This is a genomic window from Marinobacter xestospongiae, assembly GCF_023156385.1.
In the GTDB taxonomy this organism is placed as follows: Bacteria; Pseudomonadota; Gammaproteobacteria; order Pseudomonadales; family Oleiphilaceae; genus Marinobacter; species Marinobacter xestospongiae.
Window position 1 is genome coordinate 73,365 of record NZ_JAKZAK010000021.1, and the last position, 23,586, is coordinate 96,950.

Here is a 23,586-nt window from a genome sequence, read left to right on the forward strand (position 1 = left end):
AATCAGCGGGAAGAATGACAGACACCATGGCGGCGAAGAAACGGGGATTGGGCGAACGCGGACTGGGCGCCCTGTTGGCGGGTTCCAAGGTCAGTCTTGACCAGCAGGCCCAGGATCATGACGGCGAACTGCGGGAACTGCCGATCGACCTGGTCCAGCGCGGACGCTATCAGCCCCGGCGTGACATGGACCCGGCAGCGTTGCAGGAGCTGGCGGACTCCATTCGCCAGCAGGGGGTAATGCAGCCGGTGGTGGTCAGGCCGATTGCTGAAGGCCGGTACGAGCTGATTGCCGGGGAGCGACGCTGGCGTGCCTGTCAGCTGGCGGAGCTGGACCGGATTCCCGCGATCATCCGCGAGGTGCCCGACGAAGCCGCCATCGCCATGGCGCTGATCGAGAACATCCAGCGGGAAAACCTCAACCCGATCGAAGAAGCCTTTGCCCTGCAGCGGCTGCAGGAAGAGTTTGGACTCACCCAGGCCCAGGTGGCCGAGGCGGTGGGTAAATCCCGCACTACCATCACCAACCTGTTGCGACTGATTGGCCTGACCGAGGATGTGCGGCTGATGCTGGAGCATGGCGACCTGGAGATGGGCCACGGCCGGGCGATGCTGACCCTGCCCCCGGAACAGCAGCTGCAGGTGGCGCGTACGGTGGTGTCAAAGTCGTTGTCGGTCCGTCAGACCGAGGCTCTGGTGCGCCGGGTTCAGCAGGAAAGCGACAAACCGGCCAAGGCCGGCAGCAAGGAACTCGATCCCAACATCCGCGCCCTCCAGGACGATCTGTCGGAACGACTCGGGGCCCGGGTGTCCATCGCCCATGGTCAGCGTGGCAAGGGCAAACTGGTGATCGAATACAGCTCGCTGGACGAGCTGGATGGCATTCTGGGCCACATTCAGTGACCCGGCCCCGCCCTCTTTTGGTGCCAGATTGCTTCAACCTCGGGACTGCCACCTAGGTCCCGTTTTCCCTCCCGACCACTATATCTAGTGGTCAAAAAAGAAACACGCACCCATTTGTGTCCGATTGCCGTCGAAGCCAGAAATTTCGGGCTGTTACGGCTTTCCCGGGGTTTGCAGATTTGTTGATTCGTGCAAGTCGAACACATATAATCTGCCGCGCTTGTACGCGGTGTATTTGGACCCGATACGACCAGAACACCGACGCAAGGCGGACTTTTTTGGGGCAGTCATGACAAAGGCACATTCGAACGGCATCGGCCGTCCGCCCATTGGTCGCTGGTTTCTGATCCAGGGCGTGGTGCTGGTAATCGTCGGTCTGGCATTTTTACTCAAGAGCCCCGTTGCCTGTTATTCCGCCTTTCTGGGGGGCCTCATTTTTATCGTCCCCCACGGTTATTTCGCGTTCAAGGCATTCCGCTACTCCGGCGCGCGGGCTGCCAAGAAGATCATGAGTTCTTTTTATCAGGGTGAGGCCGGCAAGCTCATCCTCTGCGCCATCCTGTTCACGTTGGCGTTTAAATGGATTCAACCGCTCGACGTAGCGGCACTTTTTCTAACATTTGCGGTCATGCTGGTCACCAATCTGGTGGCCCCGTTCCTGGCGAACGGCAGAACGCAGCGAAATTAACTGGACCTGAGAGAACGTTATGGCAGGCAGTGCATCTGAATATATCCAGCATCACCTCCAGAACTTAACCTATGGCAAGCTGCCGGCTGGCTACGAGCGGGCCGATGGCACCGTCACCAGCGAAGCCGGCTGGACCCTGGCGCAATCCGGCCAGGAAGCCTCCGACATGGGCTTCTGGGCCCTGCACGTTGATTCCCTGGGCTGGGCTGTTGGCCTCGGCGTGCTGTTCCTGTTCCTGTTCCGCATGGCGGCCAAACGCGCCACCAGCGACACCCCGGGTGGCCTGCAGAACTTTGTTGAAGTGATGATTGAGTTCGTTGACAACAGCGTCAAGGAAACCTTCCACGGCCGCAACAAGGTCATTGCCCCGCTGGCGCTGACCATCTTCTGCTGGGTCTTCCTGATGAACCTGATGGACCTGGTGCCGGTAGACTTCCTGCCGCAACTGTTCCACCTGGCGGGTCTCGATTACATGAAAGTGGTGCCGACCACCGACGTCAACGTCACCCTCGGCATGTCCCTGTCCGTATTCGCTCTGATCATCTACTACAGCCTGAAAGTCAAAGGCGTGGGTGGCTTCCTGGGCGAGCTGACCCTGCACCCGTTCTCCTCTGACAACCTGTTCCTGAAAATTCTGCTGGTTCCGGTCAACCTGCTGCTGGAAGGCGTGAGCCTGATCGCCAAGCCGATCTCCCTGGCACTGCGTCTGTTCGGTAACCTCTACGCCGGTGAGCTGATCTTCATCCTGATTGCGCTGCTGCCGCTGTGGGCACAGTGGACGCTGTCAGTACCCTGGGCGATTTTCCACATTCTGGTCATCACCCTGCAGGCCTTCATCTTTATGATGTTGACCATCGTGTACCTGAGCATGGCGCATGAGGACAGTCACTGACCGGTTCGCCGGTCACCAGACTGTCGTGAAAACCGGTTTGTATAGCGCAAGCGAATTCTCTTAAACCCTAAACCATTAAACTGAAAACCAAACTGAAAACTGGGAGTTAACATGGAAACTGTAGTTGGAATGACCGCGATTGCCGTTGCACTGCTGATCGGCCTGGGTGCCCTGGGTACTGCGATTGGCTTTGGTATCCTCGGTGGTAAGTTCCTGGAAGGCGCTGCCCGTCAGCCGGAAATGACCCCGATGCTGCAGGTTAAAATGTTCATCGTTGCCGGTCTGCTTGACGCCGTAACCATGATCGGTGTTGGTATCGCCCTGTTCTTCACCTTCGCCAACCCGTTTGTAGGCCAGCTTTAATCGAGTCGCATATCCGGGGGTAATCAGCCCCCGGTTTGTTGATTCACTACACAACAGGCGAGAGGTGAAGACGTGAACATTAATTTGACGATGATCGGTCAAGCCATCGCGTTCTTTATCTTCGTTGTCTTCTGCATGAAGTACGTGTGGCCGCCGATTATGGCTGCCCTGCAGGAGCGTCAGAAGAAGATCGCGGATGGACTGGCTGCCTCGGATCGTGCCGCGCGTGACCTGGAACTGGCTCAGGAAAAGTCAGCCCAGGAACTGCGTGAAGCGAAGCAGCAGGCGGCGACCCTGATCGAGCAGGCCAACAAGCGCGCCAACCAGATTGTGGAAGCCTCCAAAGCGGATGCCCGCAAGGAAGGCGAGAAGCTGATCGAGCAGGCCAAGGCTGAAATTGAACAGGAGCGCAACCAGGCGCGTGATGCCCTGCGTGCAGAAATTGCCGCGATCGCGATTGCCGGTGCCGAGAAGATCCTGGAAACCTCTGTCGATGCCAACAAACACAGCGAGATGCTGGACAAGCTGGCAGCAGAACTCTAAACGACGAGGTTCATCATGGCAGAACTGAGAACGCTGGCTCGTCCATACGCCAAGGCAGCCTTCAAGGCTGCCCAGGAACAGCAGCAGCTGGCCGATTGGGCCAACGTGCTGACCATGGCTGGGCACATCGCAGCGAACGACGTAATCCGACAGCTTCTCGCAAATCCGGGCGTCGACGAATCAAAGAAGGCGGAACTGATCCTGGGGGCGACCGAAACCGACGCCTCCGAAGCGGTCCGCAACTTCTTCCTGATCCTGGCCGAAAACCGTCGGCTGGCCCTGCTTCCGGAAATTGCGACGCTCTTCAATACGTACCGGGCTGAACTCGAGCGCACTGTTGATATTGAGGTTACCGCAGCCTTTGAGCTGACGGACGACCAGCAACAGAAGCTCGCCCAGGCACTGTCGACCAAGCTCGACCGCAAAGTGTCACTCGCAGCATCACAGGACAAGTCTCTGATCGGCGGCGTCATCGTGCGTACCGGCGATCTGGTCATCGATGCATCTGTCCGCGGAAAGCTGAACAAAATGGCCGACGCTCTGGGCTCCTGATTTCAGCACAAGGTTTGAGGATAAAGGCATGCAGCAACTGAATCCATCCGAGATCAGTGACATCATCAAGCAGAGAATCGAAAAGCTCGATATCTCTTCCGAAGCAAAGAACGAAGGTACGATCCTGTCCGTTTCTGACGGCATCGTACTGATCCACGGTCTCGCCGACGTTATGTACGGTGAGATGGTGGAATTCGCCAACGGTACCTACGGCATGGCTCTGAACCTGGAGCGTGATTCCGTGGGCGCGGTGGTACTGGGCGACTACGACGACCTGGCCGAAGGCCAGAAAGTCCGTTGCACCGGCCGCATCCTGGAAGTACCGGTTGGTAACGAACTGCTGGGCCGTGTTGTTGACGGTCTGGGTAACGCCATCGATGGCAAGGGTGACCTGGGCACCGAGCTGACCTCTCCGGTTGAGAAGGTTGCGCCTGGTGTTATCGCCCGTCAATCCGTTGATGAGCCGGTTCAGACCGGTCTCAAAGCGATCGATACCATGGTTCCCATCGGTCGTGGCCAGCGTGAGCTGATCATCGGTGACCGCCAGATCGGTAAGACCGCGGTTGCGATCGACGCGATCATCAACCAGAAGAACACCGGCATCAAGTGTATCTACGTTGCCGTTGGTCAGAAGCAGTCTTCCATCGCCGCCGTTGTGCGCAAGCTGGAAGAGCACGGCGCCATGGACCACACCATCGTGGTTGCCGCCGGTGCTGCCGATCCTGCTGCGATGCAGTTCCTGGCACCGTACGCCGGTACTGCCATGGGTGAGTACTTCCGTGACCGTGGTGAAGACGCACTGATCGTTTATGACGATCTGTCCAAGCAGGCGGTTGCCTATCGTCAGATCTCCCTGCTGCTGCGTCGTCCGCCGGGCCGTGAAGCCTACCCGGGTGACGTTTTCTACCTGCACTCGCGTCTGCTGGAGCGCGCTTCCCGCGTGAACGCCGACTACGTTGAGCAGTTCACCAACGGTGAAGTGAAAGGCAAGACCGGTTCTTTGACCGCACTGCCGATCATCGAGACCCAGGCCGGTGACGTTTCCGCGTTCGTACCGACCAACGTGATCTCGATCACCGACGGTCAGATCTTCCTGGAAACTAACCTGTTCAACTCCGGTATCCGTCCGGCGATGAACGCCGGTATCTCGGTATCCCGGGTTGGTGGTGCCGCCCAGACCAAGATCATGAAGAAGCTCGGCGGTAACATCCGTCTGGCCCTGGCCCAGTACCGGGAACTGGCGGCATTCGCCCAGTTCGCTTCCGACCTTGACGAAGCGACCCGTAAGCAGCTGGAGCACGGTCAGCGCGTTACCGAACTGATGAAGCAGAACCAGTACAGCCCGCTGTCCGTGGCGGAAATGGGTACCGTTCTGTTTGCAGCCAACGAAGGCTTCCTGGACGACGTTGATGTGGAAAAAGTTGTGGCTTTTGAAGCCCAGCTGCTGGACTGGATGCGTGCGGAGCAATCCGAGCTTCTGGCCAAGATCAACGAGAAGGGCGATTTCAACGACGACATCGCTGCCGGCCTGAAAGCTGCACTTGAAAAATTCAAGACCACTCAGAGCTGGTAAACGATCCACGGCCTGCGAGTTATCGCGGGCCGGTTTTGTCACAGCGAGTGTCTAATTTGAGAAGGCAGTGAGTTATGGCCGTCGGAAAAGAAATACGTAACCAGATTTCCAGCATCAAGAGCACGCAGAAGATCACCAGCGCCATGGAAATGGTTGCGGCGAGCAAGATGCGGAAGGCTCAGGAGCGCATGCAGGCCACTCGCCCATACGCTCAGAAGATGCTTCAGGTTATCGGACACATTGCGAAGGCGAATGCTCAGTATCGTCACCCGTTTATGGTCGAGCGCGAGGTCAAGCGCGTGGGCTACATCGTGGTGTCGACCGATCGCGGCCTTTGCGGTGGTCTGAACGTCAACCTGTTCAAAGCGCTTGTCCGTGAAATGCGAGCGTGGAAAGAAAAAGGCGTGGAAGCTGATCTGTGCGCAATCGGCCAGAAAGGCAACTCCTTTTTCCAGAACTACGGCGGCAATGTCGTCGCGGCGCTGACCCATCTGGGGGACAGCCCGAGTTCTGACAAACTCATCGGCAACGTCAAGGTCATGCTGGACGCCTACAACGAAGGCAAGATCGACCGTTTGTACGTGGTACACAACGAGTTCGTGAACACCATGACCCAGAGCCCGAAGGTGGAGCAGCTGCTGCCGCTGCCGGAAGGCGAGGACGAAGAAGAGATCAAGAACCAGTGGGACTATCTCTACGAGCCCGATGCCAAGCAAATCCTTGAAGGTCTTCTGCCACGTTACATCGAATCCCAGGTTTACCAGGGTGTGGTAGAGAATCTGGCTTGTGAGCAGGCAGCCCGAATGATTGCCATGAAGAGCGCGACAGATAACGCCGGTGGCATCATTGACGAGCTTCAGCTGGCTTACAACAAGGCGCGCCAGGCAGCCATCACGCAAGAAATTTCGGAGATTGTGAGCGGCGCAGCATCGGTTGGTTAACGCTCACAGACCTACTGGTTTTATTGACTATTTAAGATAACGAGGAACCGAGCATGAGTAGCGGACAAATCGTTCAGATCATCGGCGCGGTTATCGACGTGGAATTCCCACGTGACTCCGTACCCAAAGTGTATGACGCACTGCTGCTTGAAGGTGGCGACACAACTCTGGAAGTCCAGCAGCAGCTGGGCGACGGCGTTGTACGTACCATCGCCATGGGCAGCACTGAAGGCCTCAAGCGGGGCCTGACCGCAACCAACACCAACGCACCGATCTCCGTCCCGGTCGGCACCCAGACTCTGGGCCGTATCATGGACGTACTCGGCCGTCCCATCGATGAATGCGGTGAGATTGGCGAAGAAGAGCGTTGGGGTATTCACCGTAAAGCACCTGGCTACGCGGACCAGTCCGCCTCTGCCGACCTGCTGGAAACCGGCATCAAGGTTATCGACCTGATCTGCCCGTTCGCCAAGGGTGGTAAAGTTGGCCTGTTCGGTGGTGCCGGTGTTGGTAAAACCGTAAACATGATGGAACTGATCAACAACATCGCGAAAGAGCACTCCGGTCTCTCCGTATTCGCCGGTGTTGGTGAGCGGACCCGGGAAGGTAACGACTTCTACTACGAAATGAAGGAGTCCAACGTTCTCGATAAGGTGGCCATGGTTTACGGCCAGATGAACGAGCCCCCCGGAAACCGTCTGCGTGTGGCCCTGACCGGTCTCACCATGGCTGAGAAGTTCCGTGACGAAGGTCGTGACGTACTGTTGTTCGTCGACAACATCTACCGTTACACCCTGGCCGGTACTGAGGTATCTGCACTGCTGGGCCGTATGCCGTCTGCGGTAGGTTACCAGCCGACACTGGCCCAGGAGATGGGTGAGCTGCAGGAGCGTATTACCTCCACCAAGAACGGTTCCATCACGTCCATCCAGGCGGTTTACGTACCGGCGGATGACTTGACTGACCCGTCCCCGGCCACCACCTTCTCGCACCTGGATGCGACCGTGGTACTGAGCCGTGACATCGCCTCCAAGGGTATCTACCCGGCGATCGATCCGCTGGACTCCACCTCCCGTCAGCTGGACCCGCTGATCATTGGTGAAGAGCACTACAGCGTGGCTCGTGGCGTGCAGACAAACCTGCAGCGCTACAAGGAACTGAAGGACATCATCGCGATCCTCGGTATGGACGAGCTGTCAGAAGAAGACAAACTGACCGTAGCCCGTGCCCGTAAGATCGAGCGTTTCCTGTCCCAGCCGTTCCACGTTGCTGAGGTCTTCACCGGTGCGCCTGGTAAGTACGTGCCCCTGAAGGAAACCATCAGCAGCTTCAAGGGCATCCTTGACGGTGACTACGATGACATGCCGGAACAGGCGTTCTACATGGTAGGCTCCATTGAGGAAGCGGTCGAGAAAGCGAAGGAAATGAAGGCCAAGGGCAACTAAGAGGCCATCCATTTCCTGATCGACCAAAGAGGCAACAGACATGGGTATGACCGTGCATTGTGACGTGGTGAGTGCCGAAGAGAAGATCTATTCCGGACTGATCGAGATGCTGATCGCGGCCGGCTCCGAGGGTGACCTGGGTATTGCCCCAGGCCACACCCCGCTGCTGACAGCGCTGAAGCCCGGTCCGATTCGGGTGATCAAGCAGGGCGGAGAGGAAGAAATCCTCTACGTCTCCGGCGGTTACCTCGAGGTTCAGCCGAACCTCGTCACGCTGCTGGCTGATACCGCGGTTCGTGCAAAGGATGTGGACGAAGCCGCGGCGATGGAAGCCCAGCGTGAAGCCGAGAAGGCACTTGCCAGCAAGACCGGTGAATTCGAGTACTCCCGTGCCGCTGCGGAATTGGCGGAAGCTGTGGCCCAGCTTCGCACCATTCAGCAGCTGCGCCGTAAGATGAAGTAACCTATCCTACGGTCAGGGATTGCTGATCACCCAAGCCGCATCCTGAAGCGACCGGAGCCATGATTCATGGCCCCGATCATCCAGGGATGCGGCTTTTTTTGTTTCAGGACACTGACCCCGCAGTCGGCCACCCGGGCTGGAGGATGTCCGCAAGGTATCACTAGGAGAGAACCCCGTAATGACTCCACTGCACGTAGTGATCCTGGCCGCTGGCCAGGGCACCCGAATGAAATCGGCCCTGCCCAAGGTTATGCACGCCGTGGCCGGCAAGCCGATGCTGCACCACGTCATCGACACCGCCCGCACCCTGGGGGCGGCCGGCATTCATGTGGTGGTTGGCCACGGTGCCGACCAGGTCAAGGACCAGACCCCCGCCAGTGATATCCACTGGGTCACCCAGGCCGAGCAGCTTGGCACCGGTCACGCCGTGGCCCAGGCGCTGCCGGGCATTCCTGATGATGCCCGGGTACTGGTGCTGTACGGTGATGTTCCTTTGACCCGTCAGCACACCCTGCAACAGCTGGTGGCGGAGGTCAGCAACGACTGGCTGGCGCTGTTGACGGTGACCCTGGCCCAGCCTGACGGGTATGGCCGCATCATCCGCAATGACGACGGCGCGGTGCAGGCCATTGTTGAGCAGAAGGATGCCAGCGCCGAACAGCGTCGGGTGAACGAGGTCAACACCGGCATCCTGGCCGCCAGCAGTGCCCGCCTGAAGGACTGGCTGCCGCGATTGTCCAACGGCAATGCCCAGGGCGAATACTACCTCACCGACATCATTGCCATGGCGGTGGCCGATGGCGTCGGCGTACATGCCGCCCAGCCGGAAACCGAAGTAGAGGTCCAGGGGGTCAACAACCGGCGTCAGCTGGCGACGCTGGAGCGCTGGTTCCAGCGCCGGCAGGCGGATCGATTGATGGATGAAGGCGCGACCCTGGCGGATCCGGCGCGACTGGACGTTCGGGGTGAGCTCACCATCGGCACCGACCTGTGGATCGACGCCAATGTGGTGTTTGAGGGCCAGGTCCGTCTCGGCAGCCGCGTCAGCATTGGTCCGGGCTGTGTCATCCGCGATGCCGAGATCGGCGACGATGCGGTGATCCACGCCCAGTCGGTGATTGACGGAGCCCACATTGGCGCCGCCGCCCAGATCGGCCCCTTTGCCCGTCTGCGTCCGGGCACCCGCCTGGCGGCCCGTACCAAGGTTGGCAACTTTGTCGAAACCAAGAAGGCCGAGGTCGGCGAGGGCAGCAAGATCAACCACCTCAGCTACGTCGGCGATGCCATCCTGGGCCAGGATGTGAACGTGGGTGCAGGTACCATTACTTGCAACTATGATGGGGTCAACAAGCACCGTACCGAGATTGGTGACCGGGTCTTTGTGGGTTCCAACACCTCCCTGGTGGCGCCGGTTACCGTGGCCGCGGATGCCACCATTGGCGCCGGCTCCACCATTACCCGGGCGGTGGACAGCGAGGAACTGGCGGTGGCGCGTGGCCGTCAGCGCAACATCCAGAATTGGCAGCGGCCGGAAAAGAAGGCCTGACTGGCCCCGGCTCTATCCAGACAGAACAGGTAACAGATCATGTGTGGCATCGTAGGCGCAGTATCGGAACGGGACGTTCAGGGCATCCTGCTGGAGGGGCTGAGACGGTTGGAATACCGTGGCTACGACTCCGCGGGTATGGCGGTGCGTCAGGATCAGGGCGATATCCAGCGCGCCCGGGAAGTGGGCAAGGTCGCGGCTCTGGCAGAGGCCATTGAACAGCAGCCCTGCAATGGCAGCGTGGGCATTGCCCACACCCGCTGGGCCACCCATGGCGAACCCAGTCAGATCAATGCCCACCCCCACATGTCGGGCGAGCGCCTGGCGATCGTCCACAACGGCATCATCGAGAACTACCAGGGCCTGCGGGATCAGCTCAAGGCTGACGGTTACACCTTCAGCTCCCAGACCGACACCGAGGTGGTCGCGCACCTGATCGAGCGGGAATACCGTCAGCAGGGTGACCTGGTGGCGGCGGTGCGCGCGGCCATCGGCCAGCTGCGGGGCGCCTATGCCCTGGCGGTGTTGCACGCCGATGAGCCGGATCATCTGGTGGTGTGCCGGGCGGGGAGTCCGCTGGTTGTGGGTGTGGGGATTGGCGAGAACTTCATTGCTTCCGACCAGTTGGCACTGCTGCCGGTCACTGACCGCTTCATGTTCCTGGAGGAAGGCGATCTGGCCGAGATCCGCCGTGATGGCGTGACCGTGCTGGATCGTGACGGGGCCGCGGTGGAGCGGCCGGTGTCGCGCTTTGAGCATGGTATGGACTCGGCAGACAAGGGTGAGTACCGCCACTTCATGCTCAAGGAAATCCACGAACAGCCCCGCGTCATCCAGGCCACCATGGAAGGCCGGATCACCGACAGCCGGGTGTTGGAGCAGGCCCTGGGCACCGAGGCGGGTAGCCTGCTGGACGACGTTCGCCACGTTCAGATCATCGCCTGTGGCACCAGTTACCACGCCGGCATGGTGGCGCGGTACTGGATTGAAGAACTGGCCGGCATCCCCTGCTCGGTGGAAGTGGCGTCGGAGTTCCGTTACCGCCACCACGTGATCCAGCCGGATACCCTGTTCCTGTGTATCTCCCAGTCCGGTGAGACCGCCGATACCCTGGCCGCCCTGCGCCAGGCTAAGGACGCTGGTTTCCGCGCCGCACTGGCAATCTGCAACGTACCTGGCAGCTCCCTGGTGCGGGAATCGGATCTGGTGATCATGACCCAGGCCGGTCCGGAGATTGGTGTCGCGTCCACCAAGGCGTTCACCACCCAGCTGGTGGCACTGTTGCTGTTTACCCTGGCGCTGGGGCGTCACAACGGCCTGAGTGAGCAGCGTGAGGCGGACATTGTGGCGGCGCTGCACCGGCTGCCGGGTCAGGTTGCCGATGCCCTGGCGCTGGATGGCAAGATCGCCGAGTTGAGCAAGGCGTTCATGGACAAGAATCACAGCCTGTTCCTGGGCCGTGGCGCGATGTTCCCGGTGGCGCTGGAAGGCGCACTCAAACTGAAGGAAATCTCCTACATCCACGCCGAGGCCTACCCTGCCGGTGAGCTCAAGCATGGCCCGCTGGCGCTGGTGGACAGCGAGATGCCGGTGGTCACCGTCGCCCCCAACGACGAACTGCTGGAGAAGCTCAAGTCGAACCTGGAAGAGGTCCGTGCCCGCGGTGGCGAGCTGTTTGTGTTTGCCGATGGCGGTGCCGAACTGCAGGACCAGCCCGACATTCACGTGCTGCAGATTCCCGAGGTGCACCCGATCACCGCTCCCATCGTCTACACCCTGCCACTGCAGCTGCTGTCGTACCACGTTGCCGTGCTCAAGGGCACCGACGTCGACCAGCCGCGGAACCTGGCGAAGAGCGTGACGGTGGAATAAACCAGCGCCATCGATGTGCCGCCATGCCGGGCTCACGGATGTCTGACCCGGCATGGCCTTAAAATCAAATAATTAGAAAAGCTACCTTCCTGTCTCTCGAATCCCTTTTAACATCTTTGACAAACTCGTTGCGGACCGTAACACAGCCGTTGTGGCGTAATGGCTGGCAACTGCCGTAGCATCCTGGCTGTTCAAAAAATGACCAGCTCAAGGGTGTGCCATGACACGTGTGTTGCTGCTCCTGTTTTTCGTAATCCTGACGGGCCAGGCCCAGGCCGAACCCGCCATTACCCTCTCCGATGCCTCGGGTAGCCTGACGCTGGTGCGTTCCGAACTGGAGGCATTTCCCCAGACCGTCATCGAAACCGAAACGCCGTACTATGAGGGCAAGGTGACCTTTAGTGGTCCGTCCCTGCGTCGGGTGCTGGAAGCCCTTGGGGTTGAGGGGCATCAGGAGGTGACGTTCCGTGCCCTGAATGATTACAGCGTGAGCGGGTCAGTGAATTCTGTTCTGGATCTCGATGCGATCGTTGCCACCCGCCGTAATGGCGCAGCCATGTCAGTGCGCCAGCGTGGACCGTTCTGGATCATGCTGCCTCTGACAGAACGTCCGGAGCTGGACGATCCCCAGTACCACCGTTATATGGTCTGGCAGCTTGCTGCCATCGAACTGAAGTAAGCGGCCATGGGATCCCGATCCGCTGCCCAGCGGGTATTCTCCCGGCCGGTGGTCGTCACCCTGTTTGTGGCTCTGGTGTTGCTGCTGGGGGCCAGTTTCCACACCTATCGCCAGGATCAGGAACTGCAGTCGGTGTCCCTGGCAGAGCTGCGCATGGCGTCCTGGAACCTGGCCCAGCTGGGCCATGAGGCGGATGAGTTTGGCCACGAGCTGAGATCCATGACCACCGTTGCCGCCGATCAGGATCAGCTGCTGCTGCAGTACGACATTCTCTGGAGCCGGTACGACTATCTGCTCCAGAGCCGGGAATCGGCACCGACCCGCAACCACAGCGACAACGAATCCAGGCTGCGTTCGCTGTTTAGCCAGTTGCGCGCCATGGAAACGCCGCTGATGGCCCTGGTCAGTGGCCAGCGTTCCGACTGGGACACGCTGACCATGCAATGGCAGCCGCAGCGTCTGGCGTTGCAACAGTTGGTGGTGGATAACTTCGTTGGCGATGAAACCGGCTTGCTGATGGATCAGGTGCAGGCATCGCGGGAGCGGCTGTCGCTGCTGTCAGTGCTGACCCTGGTTGTGGTGGCGGTGATCCTTTGCTATCTGGCGTTTGCGTTGATCTACATTCGCCGACAGTCCCGCATCGATCAGCAGACCGGGTTGCCAAACGCCAACTACCTCCAGGTGCTGCCGTCGGTGGACGTGGGGCAGGCGATTATTGCCTGCGAAATCCGCGACTATCGGGTGGTGCTCAGTGAATACGGCACCGACTACGCCGCCGATCTGACCCATACCTTTATCGACCGACTGAAGGTGGGCCTGGAGCTGTACTCGTTTCAACTGGTCCAGCTGTCGCCATCGGAGTTCGTGATCTTTGTACACACGGGAGACACCGGACAGCTGGTGCGTCAGTTACTTGCCAGTGTGCATTTTGACTGGATGGTGCACGATGCTGTGCTTCCGGTGCGTGGCATCTTCGGTATCGATCCCGCTGGCGCGGGTCCAACCCTGGACTGGCAGGATCGTTATCAGCAGGCCCAGCGGTGTCTGGCCCAGGCGGAGCGTCAGGGTCTGGATCACTGCATCAACAACCAGGACCTGCGCAAGCAGCTGATGGAAGAACGGTTGGTGCATGCCGGCCTGGTTCGCTTCCTGGCGGACGAACCGTCATCGCTGTCGCTGTCGTTGGTGTATCAGCCCATTGTCAGCACCGGTAATATCAAGGACATCCGCGGCGCGGAAGTGCTGCTGCGGGCATGGCAGGAGGAACTGGGTCCGGTACCGCCCAACCGGGTGGTGGAACTGTGTGAGCGCTTCGGGCTCGGTCGCCAGCTGGGACGATGGCTGTTCCGTCAGGTCGCGATGGAAACCCGGCAGCTCTACACCGACCTTGGGTTTCAGGGCACCCTGTCGATCAACCTCAACCCCGCGATGCTGGCCGACGAGCTGGAGACCGACGTGCGTTCGCTGCTGCTGGATGCGGGCATACCGGCGTCCTGCCTGTGCATGGAGATTACCGAAGACAATGCCGCGCTGAATTTCGGCCGGATCAATGAGCTGATCCAGCACCTCTCACAGGCGGGGGTAGGCTTTGCACTGGACGATTTTGGGACCGGGCATTCCTCTCTGGAGTATGTGCGGGAGTTGAAGATTGACCGGTTGAAGATTGATCGCTGCTTCGTTCAGGGCATTGAGCACAGTGCGGCCAAGGCCCGGTTCCTGGGCTCCATCATTGCCATGGCGGAGCAGGGCTTCCTGAAGAGTGTGGTGGAAGGTGTGGAGAATGAGGCCCAGTGGAATCTGGTCCGGGCCATGGGTGGGTCGCTGGTGCAGGGATTCTTTGCCTACAAGCCCATGCTGTTCAGCGATTTCCTGGCTGAGATCCTGACACACTGGAGCACGGTTTCGACCGATCACACGCTGGAGGTTAGCTCATGAAGTGGCGTCATTCCCTGGGCTATAAAGCCGTGCTGGGTATTGGGCTGGTCGAGCTGACGATGCTGGCAGTGATGCTGTGGTCCATCTTCCAGTTCATCGAAACGTCGTTCTCCGGTGAAATCGACCGGCATGCCCGCTCCATCGTTGAAGTGTTTGCCGCCGTGGCCAGTGATGATGTGGTCGCTCGCAATGTGCCGGCGTTACGGCAGTACGCCGAGCAGATTGCTTCTACGCCGGGCACGGCCTTTGTGCGTATCACCGATTACCAGGGGGTATTGCTGGCTCAGGCCGGGGATTCCCAGGCGCTGTTACAGCCATTCCGGTCCTGGCAGCCTGGCGAGGCATTGCCGGATGTGTTCATGACCCGTCAGGACATCGGCAGGGCAGGCCTGGATTTTGGCGTCATTGAGGTGGGGCTGGACCTCACGGGTCAGAACGCGGCCCTGCTCGAGTTACGCCACAAGAGCCTGATGCTGGGACTGATCGAAATGACGCTGGCGGCGTTTATCTCCCTGTTATTGGGCTATTTCGTCGTCACCCGAATCGCGCGGATGGTCTCCCGGGTACGCGGAATGACCGCCGCGGGCGAATCCATTGACCCGATTTCAGGCGATGAGCTCAATACCCTGGAAGCGGAGCTCGAACGGCTGGAACAGATGCTGCAGTGGCAGCGCCGACAGCAGCGGGAACGCATCCATCAGCTGGAGACCATCAATGGCCATTGCCAGCGCAAACTGGCCAGCCAGAACCCATCCATCCTGCAGTCCCATGGCGGGTAGTCTGTCATCGAAATGTCATATTGATTCCTGATGCTTGCGCAATGAACGAATGCCGGCGAATCCACGGGCAAGTTGGAAATCCTCGTATATCCTTCATACAAACACACACTTAGTCTTCGCACGCCAGCGTACCTCCGTTGTGCCAAGCCACGGCGATCTCTACAGGAGACTCCCTGAATGAAGATAAAGACCAAGCTGCTGTCGGCCTTTCTGGCCACCACCCTGTTGCCGGTGCTGATCGTTTCGCTGATCACCATCAATAACGTGATTGAGCAGGCCGAAGCCGACTTCCTCAACACCAGCACCACTGATATTTCCATCGTTGACCAATCGTTCGAGAACTTCTTCGATGTGATTGGCTACAACGTGTCGTTCATGGCCGAAGCCAGTGCGGTGACCGACACCAATGCCGGACCGCTCACCAAATATTTTGGTGAGGGCCGTAAACCGTCCCAGGTGGCCCGCCAGAATGGCGGCCGTGAAGAGGCCATCTTCGACCTGTTCAGCGCCATCGGCGACAACAACCCGATGCTGGGTTACGTCTACATGGGCGAGAAGGACGGCGGTTACCTGGAATGGCCCGGAACGGCTGATTACGGTGACTGGGACCCGCGCACCGAACCCTGGTTCGATATCGGCAAGCAGGCCAACTACCAGATCGCCCGCCGGGATGGCTACTACTGGGAGCCGGACGATGCCGTCTATGTGTCGGTGCTCAAGGGCTACCGCAACAGCCAGGGAGATTTCGGTGGCGTGGTGGCGATCGACGTGTCGCTGAAATCCCTGACCGACATGGTGCAGCAGATACGTCTGGGCGACAGTGGCTACCTGATCATCGTTGAGGGTAGCGGCAACATCCTGGTGGATGGCGGCAATCCGGAAAACAACTTCCAGTCGCTGACCGAACTGGAGGAAGACTACTTCGGCCTGATCGACGCCACCGAGTCCGGGGTGATTGAGTTCAGCATCGACGGCGTCGACTACATGGCCAATGTCTATCATTCCGAGGCCCTGGGTTGGAAGTTCGTGGGCCTGATGGAGAAAGACGAGATCTTTGCCAGCGCCCGCGACGTGGGCATGACCACCGCCATCGTCAGCCTGGTGCTGGTGGTGCTGTTCGGGGTGTTGGGCCTGTACATCGCCAATCGCATTGTCACGCCGATCAACTCGGTGAAAGACAACCTCAAGACCATCGCCGAGGGCGAAGGCGATCTGACCACGCGGATTCCGGTGGCCAGCCGCGACGAGGCCGGCGAACTGGCGCAGTGGTTCAACCAGTTCATCGAGTCGACCCAGACCATGATTCAGGACATCAAGTCCACTGCCCACGACATGGATGCGGTGTCGGCGGACACCAGTGGCAAATCGGCGGACCTGTCCGACAACGCCAGCCAGCAGCTGGGTTCCATTGAGCAGATTGTCACCGCGGTGACGGAGATGGCGGCGGCGGCCAACGAAGTGGCGAAGAACTGCGTGGACACCGCTTCGGTGTCGGAGAACGGCATGGAGGCCACCAGTGCCGGCAAGGATGTGATCAACCGCAGTGCCGCCGGCGTGGAGGCCCTGGGGGAGAGCATCAAGTCGTCCAACTCGGTGATCCTGGAGCTGGAGAAGGAAACCGGCAACATCAACAACATCCTCTCCACCATTCAGGACATTGCCGAACAGACCAACCTGCTGGCGCTCAATGCCGCCATTGAGGCGGCCCGGGCCGGTGAACAGGGACGGGGATTCGCGGTGGTGGCCGACGAAGTCCGCAGCCTGGCCCAACGCACCCAAAGCTCGACCGAGGAGATCAACAAGATTCTCAGTCAGCTGGTGAACCGCACCAAGGACGTGTCCGCCAATATGGAGCGCAGTTCGCGCCAGTCCGAAGACGCGGTAGCGTTGACCGCCGAGGCGCTGCAGGCCTTTGACCGCATCGAAGAAGCGGTGGAGAAGATTCGCGACATGACCACCCAGACCGCCAGCGCGGCGGAAGAGCAGCACCTGGTGACGGAGGACATCAACCAGAACATCGTCAACATCAACGATTCCGCCAACCATGTCACCGGGGTGTCGCGGGAAGTGGCCGGGCTGAGTGCCCGCCAGGCCGAGCTCAATGCCCGCCTGACCCAGCTGGTGGCCCGCTTCAAGACCGAATAGGGAAACAGCTATGCGGGCTCAGGCCGAGTGCCGGGCCCGCGACTTGCCATTGAGGTTGGTCGCCAGCCAGACGTCCATGGGTTGGGGCTTGCTGAAGTAGTAGCCCTGCACCACGGTGTTGGGGTAGTGCTTGAGGTATTGCCACTGCTCCTCGGTTTCCACCCCTTCCACCACCGTGCGCAGGTTCAGTTCCGCCGCCATGTTGTGGATCATGGAGACGATGGCGCGTCCGCTCTGGTTACCGCCGATGTCCTGGGTGAAGGAACGGTCGATCTTGAGTTCCTGGATGGGCAGGTGCTGCAGGTAGCTGAGGCTGGAATAGCCGGTACCGAAGTCGTCAATGGACACCTCAATGCCCAGGCCCGCCAGCGCCCGTAGTTTGCTCACCAGCAACCGCAGCTCTTGCACCATCACGCTCTCGGTGAGTTCCAGGGTCAGGTGATGACCGCTGAGGCGGTGGTGGTGCAGGCCGGTGATCAGGTGGGAAACGAAATCCTCCCGCGCAAAGTGGTCGGCACTGATATTGATGGCGAAGCGCAGGTCCCCCAGTTCACCCTGGTGCTGGTGGATCATCTCCAGCATCTGGTCAATGACCCAGCGGTCCAGCGTAGTGATGAAACCGGTGGACTCCGCCAGTGGAATGAAGGTGGTGGGGGATACCAGCCCCCGATCCGGGTGTTCCCAGCGTAGCAGGGTTTCTGCGCCCACCAGCTTGCCGTCGGTGTCGCACTGCGATTGCAGGTAGATCCGCAATTCGCCGTTACCGACCGCATGGCGCAGGGCCTGGGCGGTGTAGAACCGCTCCATGGCATCCAGCCCCATGCGCTCGCTGAAGAACACGATGGAGCCGGCCTGTTCCAGTTTGGCCTTGTGGTGGGCGGTTTCGGCGTTGCGCAGGGCATCCGCCGCCCGCTCCGAGGTGGTGCCCGGCAGCAGGGTGATGCCGACCGTCACACTGAGGGAAATGTCCTGGTTTTCGATGGTCAGGGAGCGGGCCATGGCTTCCTGCAGTTCGGTGGCCACTTCCAGTGCCCGGTTGGCCTTCTGGGTCTTGCTGGCATGGCTCGGTGGCAGCAGCACCGCAAACTTGTCGCCGTCGATACGGGCAATGGTCTCACCATTGCACATCAACTGGCTGAGGCGGTCAGCAAAGGCACGGAGCACCCGATCGCCCACCTCCAGGCCCATGGATTCGTTGATGGCCTTGAAGCGGTCGATGTCGAGGATCATCACCGCGGAGGTCAACTGGCTGGTCTGGCACATCTGCATGGCGGTTTCCAGCCGCTCCAGCATCAGCAGGCGGTTGGGCAGGGCGGTCAGGGCGTCGTACCAGGTGAGGAAATCGATGGTGCTCTGTTTCTGCTTGGTGGCGGAAATGTCGCTGAACACCGAGACGTAATGGGTCACCCCTTCGGCGGGATTGGACACCGCGTGGATGGTGCGCAGCTCCGGATAGGTTTCGCCGTTGTGGCGACGGTTGATCAGCTCCCCCTGCCAGTGACCGGTCTTGCGCACCCGCTCCCACACCTCGGCGGAGAACTCCGAGCGCTTCAGCGATTGTCGCAGGGTATCCTGGTCCTTATCGACCACGTCTTCCGGGGCGTAACCGGTGATCCGGGTAAACGCCGGATTCACAGCACGAATACACCCCTCGCCATCGGTGACGGTGATGCCTTCCATCGCCTGATCGAACACCGCGTCCATCAGCAGCATCTGCGGATTGAGCGTTTTACTGGCAGTACTGACGTGCTCCATCTCCTGGGCGATGGAGGCGTCCAGCCGGGAGGCAGTATAGCTGAGACGGTCCATCATGCCGTGCACTGACAGGTGGGAGCGGATGCGGGCCAGCACCACGGCCCGATCAAAGGGTTTGTGAATGTAGTCAACCGCGCCCATCTCGAAGCCGCGCTGCTCCGACGCGCTGTCGGTAGCGGCGGTCACGAAGATGATGGGGATGCGGTTCCACTCCTGGTGCTGCTTCAGGGTCTGGCAGACTTCGTAACCGTCCATGCCGGGCATCATCACGTCCAGCAGGATCAGGTCGGGAAGGGTGTCGTTCTCAAGGAACTGCAGGGCGCCGGCGCCGCTGGTGGCGATGGCGATCTCATAATCAAAACGCAGGGCTTCGGCGAGTACACGAAGGTTGTTGGGCTCGTCATCAACCAACAGCAACAGCGGTTTTTGCAACAGCGTCTTCCGATCCATGGATGCACTCTCCTGAGAGACGTCCTGGTCCTTCCGTAGGGAGCCCCTGAACCGATCTGAAGAGGTATCGGGGGGTCAGAAGCTCATTGAATGTGACTCGTTTCAGTGTAGAACGCCTTAGACTAATTCCAAGCCAGTTGGCGAAAGTTCACACGATTTGACGTTCGATTTCCGACAGCGTCACCATCGCCGACTGGTAGCGGAATTCGTCCAGCTCCATCAGCAGGGTGCGGAAGCGCTCACCGAGGTCCGGGTGATTGACGTAGTTGCGCAGTCGGTCAATGTCCTCCTGGGACGGCAGCCGGGAGCGGGCAATGGTTTCCTGGATCGCCTGCAGCTCCTGCTGGATCGCGCCGGTTTCGGCCGCTTGGCCATCCTCTTTCGAATTGGCCTTGGTTGGTGGCTCCTGCTCTGCGAGCCAGTCGGCGATTTCGGTGACTGCCTGCTCCAGCGCCTGCCTCAGTGAGTCTAGCTCAACCTGCTCGCCCTCTTTGAACTGTTTCTCGGCGGATTCGGCCAACTGAGAGAGTTCGTACAGTCCAAGGGTGGCAGCGGACCCCTTGAGGGTGTGAAGGAACTGGTGCAGGGGCTTGCGGTCCTCACCCTCGGCCGGCAGCTGTGGACAGCCGGACCGGTACTGCCGCACAAAGCTCTGCAGCAGCCGCAATACCAGCTCCTGGTCGCCCTGGAAGCGGGTAAGGATTTCCTGCTCACTGAACTGCAGGGCACCGGGCAGACCAATGCGGGTATCCGGATCGATATCCGGCAGCATCGGGGTCACCGCGGTCTGGCCGTCGCGGTTGAGCCAATGGCACAGCACCGAGGTCACCACCTGGAAATCCAGCGGCTTGCCGATGTGGTCATTCATGCCGGCCGCCTTGGCCTGTTTGACGTCTTCCTCGAACACCGCGGCGGTCATCGCCACCACCGGCAGGTCGTAGTAGGCGTACTGCTCGCGGATCTTGCGGGTGGCTTCATAGCCGTCCATGTCCGGCATGTGGAGGTCCATCAGCACCAGGTCGTAGTGCTGGTGTTCAAGGTACTCCAGCGCCTCGATGCCGTTGCCAGCGGTGTCCGCGGAGAGCCCCAGCTTGGCGAGCATGGACAGCGCCACTTCCTGGTTCAGCTCGTTGTCCTCCACCAGCAGGATGCGGCTGCCGGCTACCAGCGACTGCAGGGTGCCCAGGTCGGGCACCACGATACCGGGGCGGCTGTCGTTGTGGTCGCTGCGGCCAAAAGTGTGCACGCCATTGAGGCTGTTGAACAGCGCAGACGGTGTCACGGGTTTGGTCAGAACCGAGGGGTGGTCGTCATCCTGGCGGACCTCTCGCTCCAGTGCCTGCAGCAGGTCTTCCTGTTTATGGGCAGTAACCATGATCACCATCGGGTGGATGTTGGAGCCGGTGGTGCGGGCGTACTCCTGCAGGCTGTTGTAGAGCCAGACTCCGTCCTTACCAGGTAGTATCCAGTCCACCAGCAGGGTGTCGTACTGTTCATGGGTATCCAGTGCGCGCAGGTAGCGGGCCAGACCATCCTCCGCGGTACGGGCGTGATCGCAATGCACCGACCAGGTATTGAGGTAGGACAACATCAACTGGGCGGTGGCGTCGTTGTCTTCCACCAGCAGCACCCGCCGTACCCGCAGCTGGTGGTTCTGCCAGGCCGGTTCGGTGGTTTCCACCTGCATTGGCAGGGTGAAATGGAACTCACTGCCCTCGTCCGGCTTGCTGGCCACCGAGATATCCCCCCCCATTAACCGCACCAGGCTCTTGCATATCGCCAGCCCCAGGCCGGAACCACCGTACTTGCGGGTGGTGGAGGTGTCGGCCTGGTCAAAGGCCTCAAAAAGATCGGCCTGTTTTCCCGGTGGAATGCCAATGCCGGTGTCCCTCACCGAAAAGCGGACATGGTTGACCTGGTTGCCCGGTTTTTCCAGGCGCACCGCCAGTTCCACGGTGCCACTCTCGGTGAATTTCAGGGCATTGCCGAGCAGATTGTTGAGCACCTGGCCCAGCCGGTGGTCGTCACCAATCACGGTGCGGGGCAGGGCCGGGTCAATCCACACCAGCAGTTCCAGCCCCTTCTTGGAGAAGCCCAGCTCGAACAGTTGCACCGATTTGCGGATCACCTGCTCGATGGAAAACGGCTCCTCCACCACGTTGAGTTTGCCGGCTTCCAGCTTGGACAGGTCGAGGATGTCGTTCAGCACCTGTAGCAGGGCGTTACCGGCGCCGGAGATCTTGTTGACGTAGTCCTGCTGCCGAGTATTGAGGCCGGAATCTGCTAACACCGTCAGCAGCCCTAGGATGGCGTTCATTGGGGTGCGGATTTCGTGACTCATGTTGGCCAGGAAGGCGCTCTTGACCCGGGCGGCGTTCTCGGCGCTTTCGGTACGGTGTTTGAGGGCGGTATTCAGGGCGCTGAGGGTTTCCCGCGCCTGGGCAGTCTCGGATATGTCGGTCACCAGGGAGATAAAGCCCTTGCACAGGCCCACCGGATTGAACAGCGGCAGCAGGTTAAGCAGCACCGTGCGGGAGCCCTGGCGGGTGGCCAGTACCAGCTCCACCGCCTGTTTATCCCCCTGCAGAACTGCATCCACCTGGGGCTGGCATTTGCGGTAGGTTTCGCCGCCAAGCACCCCGTGCAGGGTCATGCCCTTCATGGTCTCCGGGTCCAGGTCGAGCCACTTGCGGTGGGTACCATTGGCGTACTCGCAGCGTTCGCTGGTGTCCCAGAATGCCACCAGGCCGGGCAGGGCGTTGGTGAGGGCGGTGATGAACTGGTTGCTGTCGGTTAGCTCTTCCGCCTTTTGGGTAAGGCGGTTGCGGAGTTGGGTGGCCTGCTGCAGGCGGCGGTAGAACAAGACTGACAGCAGTGAGAACAGCGCCAGCAGGATGATGAACACAAGGGCGGCCTGCTGCAGGGCGTTCTGGTGGTAGCCGGCCAGTATGTCGACGGATTCCCGTAGTAACAGAGACAGGGTGGGCGCCTGTCGTACCGTGGTGCCCTTGCGACCCCGGGCATCGGGGGTGATGTGGCTCAGATACCAGTGACCGGAATCCAGCTCCAGATCGCTGTCGGTGCCTGCCGTCAGTGCCTGCCACAGCGCCGGGTTGGTCTGGGCGACGGTGTTGTCGTGGTTACGGAACGAGGCCCAGGTGACGCTGGGGTCCGGGTGCAGTATCCAGTCGCCCTGGGTGCTGGTGACCATCACTTCGAAACCGTTGAGCTGGCCAAGCTCAGCGACGCTGGCCAGCAGGTTGTTGGCCTCCACATTGATGATCAGGTAGCCGTTATCCCGGCCCTGGTGGCCCGGCAGTCGCAGGGCAACCCGCAGCACCGGTCGCAATGGCCGCTCCAGCCGACCCTGCTCGCGATTGAGATCGAGCTCCGAGACGTAAAGCTCGAAGGGCGCCAGCTTCATCGCGGCGCGGTGATAGTCACGCTGGCTTTTGTCCTGGAGTTGATCCTCGGGGGTGCGGAGGACGGTTTCCTCCCCCTGACCGATATCAATGCGTACGCCTTCGCGGCCGCTATCCTGTACCCAACGGACCTGAAAGTAGTTTGGATTCTGGTAAATCAGCGGATACAGCGCCTGGGCGAACAGGGTTTTCTGCTCAGCCAGGGTCGGTGCCTCCAGTGCCGAGCGGGCCAGCGGGGTCTGGGCGATGCCGGAGAGATCGCGGATCGGAATTGCCAGGGCATCCTTGAGCTGGGTGCGCAGCTCGGTCAGGGTGCGGTTGGCGGTGGCATCCGTTACCAGGTGAGCGTGTTGGTGACCCTGGTGGTAGGTCAGCCAGGTCAGCAGAAGGATCAGGCCGGCCAGCGGAACGCACAGCATCAGCAACTGCTGGCGGGCATTACGGTCCATCTCTGATAGGGCTGTCACGATTCTGCACTCCTTGCATCGCTGACGAGCGAAATTGCCACGGTCTTCTCAGCATGGTCGATTCTGGCGAATTTTCCAGCGCCCGAACGCCGCCGACCATCGCCCCGGGACTGGCTGCAACGTCCTGCCGATGGGTCACCGTGAGCCGGGGACCCGGTGGATGAACTACGACCT

18 protein-coding genes are annotated in these 23,586 nt (G+C 60.3%); 16 read left to right on the forward strand and 2 right to left on the reverse strand.

Annotated features, from left to right (window positions below; genetic code table 11):
* Positions 1–26 precede the first annotated feature (26 nt).
* From MLD24_RS15405 to MLD24_RS15480, 16 genes are all read left to right on the forward strand, one after another.
* On the forward strand, positions 27–902 hold the full coding sequence (locus MLD24_RS15405) for a ParB/RepB/Spo0J family partition protein (protein ID WP_248167800.1): 876 nt from the start codon (positions 27–29) through the stop codon (positions 900–902).
* A 289-nt stretch (positions 903–1,191) separates the two neighbouring features.
* A complete protein-coding gene (locus MLD24_RS15410) occupies positions 1,192–1,590 on the forward strand; it encodes a F0F1 ATP synthase subunit I (RefSeq protein WP_227173032.1) in 399 nt (132 codons plus the stop codon).
* A 19-nt stretch (positions 1,591–1,609) separates the two neighbouring features.
* On the forward strand, positions 1,610–2,482 hold the full coding sequence (gene atpB / locus MLD24_RS15415) for a F0F1 ATP synthase subunit A (RefSeq protein WP_227173033.1): 873 nt from the start codon (positions 1,610–1,612) through the stop codon (positions 2,480–2,482).
* 111 nt (positions 2,483–2,593) lie between these two features.
* The gene (gene atpE, locus MLD24_RS15420) at positions 2,594–2,845 is read left to right on the forward strand and encodes a F0F1 ATP synthase subunit C (protein ID WP_099614295.1); all 252 of its coding nucleotides are present in this window, start codon (positions 2,594–2,596) and stop codon (positions 2,843–2,845) included.
* Between the two features lie 72 nt (positions 2,846–2,917).
* Positions 2,918–3,388, forward strand: coding sequence for a F0F1 ATP synthase subunit B (locus MLD24_RS15425; protein WP_227173034.1), 471 nt, complete (start codon positions 2,918–2,920; stop codon positions 3,386–3,388).
* A 15-nt stretch (positions 3,389–3,403) separates the two neighbouring features.
* On the forward strand, positions 3,404–3,940 hold the full coding sequence (locus MLD24_RS15430) for a F0F1 ATP synthase subunit delta (RefSeq protein ID WP_248167752.1): 537 nt from the start codon (positions 3,404–3,406) through the stop codon (positions 3,938–3,940).
* Between the two features lie 28 nt (positions 3,941–3,968).
* Positions 3,969–5,513, forward strand: a complete 1,545-nt coding sequence (gene atpA, locus MLD24_RS15435) for a F0F1 ATP synthase subunit alpha (protein ID WP_227173036.1) — start codon at positions 3,969–3,971, stop codon at positions 5,511–5,513.
* Between the two features lie 74 nt (positions 5,514–5,587).
* Entirely contained in the window at positions 5,588–6,454 is an 867-nt protein-coding gene (atpG, locus tag MLD24_RS15440) for a F0F1 ATP synthase subunit gamma (RefSeq protein WP_227173037.1), read from the forward strand.
* Between the two features lie 53 nt (positions 6,455–6,507).
* Positions 6,508–7,899 carry a F0F1 ATP synthase subunit beta gene (atpD, locus tag MLD24_RS15445; protein WP_227173038.1) on the forward strand — a complete coding sequence of 464 codons (1,392 nt, stop codon included), beginning with the start codon at positions 6,508–6,510 and terminating at the stop codon, positions 7,897–7,899.
* A gap of 40 nt (positions 7,900–7,939) precedes the next feature.
* Positions 7,940–8,362 carry a F0F1 ATP synthase subunit epsilon gene (locus MLD24_RS15450; RefSeq protein WP_227173039.1) on the forward strand — a complete coding sequence of 141 codons (423 nt, stop codon included), beginning with the start codon at positions 7,940–7,942 and terminating at the stop codon, positions 8,360–8,362.
* A 178-nt stretch (positions 8,363–8,540) separates the two neighbouring features.
* Entirely contained in the window at positions 8,541–9,908 is a 1,368-nt protein-coding gene (gene glmU / locus MLD24_RS15455) for a bifunctional UDP-N-acetylglucosamine diphosphorylase/glucosamine-1-phosphate N-acetyltransferase GlmU (protein WP_248167755.1), read from the forward strand.
* 39 nt (positions 9,909–9,947) lie between these two features.
* Positions 9,948–11,780, forward strand: a complete 1,833-nt coding sequence (glmS, locus tag MLD24_RS15460; RefSeq protein ID WP_248167758.1) for a glutamine--fructose-6-phosphate transaminase (isomerizing) — start codon at positions 9,948–9,950, stop codon at positions 11,778–11,780.
* 220 nt (positions 11,781–12,000) lie between these two features.
* Positions 12,001–12,459, forward strand: a complete 459-nt coding sequence (locus MLD24_RS15465) for a putative pterin-binding protein (RefSeq protein ID WP_227173042.1) — start codon at positions 12,001–12,003, stop codon at positions 12,457–12,459.
* Between the two features lie 6 nt (positions 12,460–12,465).
* Positions 12,466–14,394, forward strand: a complete 1,929-nt coding sequence (locus MLD24_RS15470; RefSeq protein WP_248167761.1) for an EAL domain-containing protein — start codon at positions 12,466–12,468, stop codon at positions 14,392–14,394.
* Entirely contained in the window at positions 14,391–15,173 is a 783-nt protein-coding gene (locus MLD24_RS15475) for a hypothetical protein (RefSeq protein WP_248167764.1), read from the forward strand. Before MLD24_RS15470 ends, MLD24_RS15475 begins: the two co-directional genes overlap by 4 nt.
* Before the next feature lie 177 nt (positions 15,174–15,350).
* Positions 15,351–17,318 (forward strand): methyl-accepting chemotaxis protein, encoded by a 1,968-nt coding sequence (locus MLD24_RS15480; RefSeq protein ID WP_248167766.1) that lies wholly within the window; start codon positions 15,351–15,353, stop codon positions 17,316–17,318.
* Between the two features lie 18 nt (positions 17,319–17,336).
* On the opposite strand, the gene MLD24_RS15485 is transcribed toward MLD24_RS15480, so the two are convergent.
* Both MLD24_RS15485 and MLD24_RS15490 read right to left on the reverse strand, forming a co-directional pair.
* Positions 17,337–19,523: a GGDEF/EAL domain-containing response regulator gene (locus tag MLD24_RS15485; protein ID WP_248167769.1), complete on the reverse strand. Its 2,187-nt coding sequence runs from the start codon at positions 19,521–19,523 to the stop codon at positions 17,337–17,339.
* 148 nt (positions 19,524–19,671) lie between these two features.
* Positions 19,672–23,412: a response regulator gene (locus MLD24_RS15490; RefSeq protein ID WP_248167771.1), complete on the reverse strand. Its 3,741-nt coding sequence runs from the start codon at positions 23,410–23,412 to the stop codon at positions 19,672–19,674.
* Positions 23,413–23,586 lie beyond the last annotated feature (174 nt).

Excerpts from the sequence above, each read along its gene's own strand:
- MLD24_RS15405 (WP_248167800.1), top strand. The coding sequence starts at position 27 with ATGGCGGCGAAGAAACGGGGATTGGGCGAACGCGGACTGGGCGCCCTG.
- MLD24_RS15485 (WP_248167769.1), bottom strand. The coding sequence starts at position 19,523 with ATGGATCGGAAGACGCTGTTGCAAAAACCGCTGTTGCTGTTGGTTGAT.
- atpE (WP_099614295.1), top strand. The coding sequence starts at position 2,594 with ATGGAAACTGTAGTTGGAATGACCGCGATTGCCGTTGCACTGCTGATC.
- MLD24_RS15470 (WP_248167761.1), top strand. The coding sequence starts at position 12,466 with ATGGGATCCCGATCCGCTGCCCAGCGGGTATTCTCCCGGCCGGTGGTC.
- MLD24_RS15410 (WP_227173032.1), top strand. The coding sequence starts at position 1,192 with ATGACAAAGGCACATTCGAACGGCATCGGCCGTCCGCCCATTGGTCGC.
- MLD24_RS15475 (WP_248167764.1), top strand. The coding sequence starts at position 14,391 with ATGAAGTGGCGTCATTCCCTGGGCTATAAAGCCGTGCTGGGTATTGGG.
- atpB (WP_227173033.1), top strand. The coding sequence starts at position 1,610 with ATGGCAGGCAGTGCATCTGAATATATCCAGCATCACCTCCAGAACTTA.
- atpG (WP_227173037.1), top strand. The coding sequence starts at position 5,588 with ATGGCCGTCGGAAAAGAAATACGTAACCAGATTTCCAGCATCAAGAGC.
- MLD24_RS15450 (WP_227173039.1), top strand. The coding sequence starts at position 7,940 with ATGGGTATGACCGTGCATTGTGACGTGGTGAGTGCCGAAGAGAAGATC.
- atpD (WP_227173038.1), top strand. The coding sequence starts at position 6,508 with ATGAGTAGCGGACAAATCGTTCAGATCATCGGCGCGGTTATCGACGTG.
- atpA (WP_227173036.1), top strand. The coding sequence starts at position 3,969 with ATGCAGCAACTGAATCCATCCGAGATCAGTGACATCATCAAGCAGAGA.
- MLD24_RS15430 (WP_248167752.1), top strand. The coding sequence starts at position 3,404 with ATGGCAGAACTGAGAACGCTGGCTCGTCCATACGCCAAGGCAGCCTTC.
- MLD24_RS15480 (WP_248167766.1), top strand. The coding sequence starts at position 15,351 with ATGAAGATAAAGACCAAGCTGCTGTCGGCCTTTCTGGCCACCACCCTG.
- glmU (WP_248167755.1), top strand. The coding sequence starts at position 8,541 with ATGACTCCACTGCACGTAGTGATCCTGGCCGCTGGCCAGGGCACCCGA.
- MLD24_RS15465 (WP_227173042.1), top strand. The coding sequence starts at position 12,001 with ATGACACGTGTGTTGCTGCTCCTGTTTTTCGTAATCCTGACGGGCCAG.
- glmS (WP_248167758.1), top strand. The coding sequence starts at position 9,948 with ATGTGTGGCATCGTAGGCGCAGTATCGGAACGGGACGTTCAGGGCATC.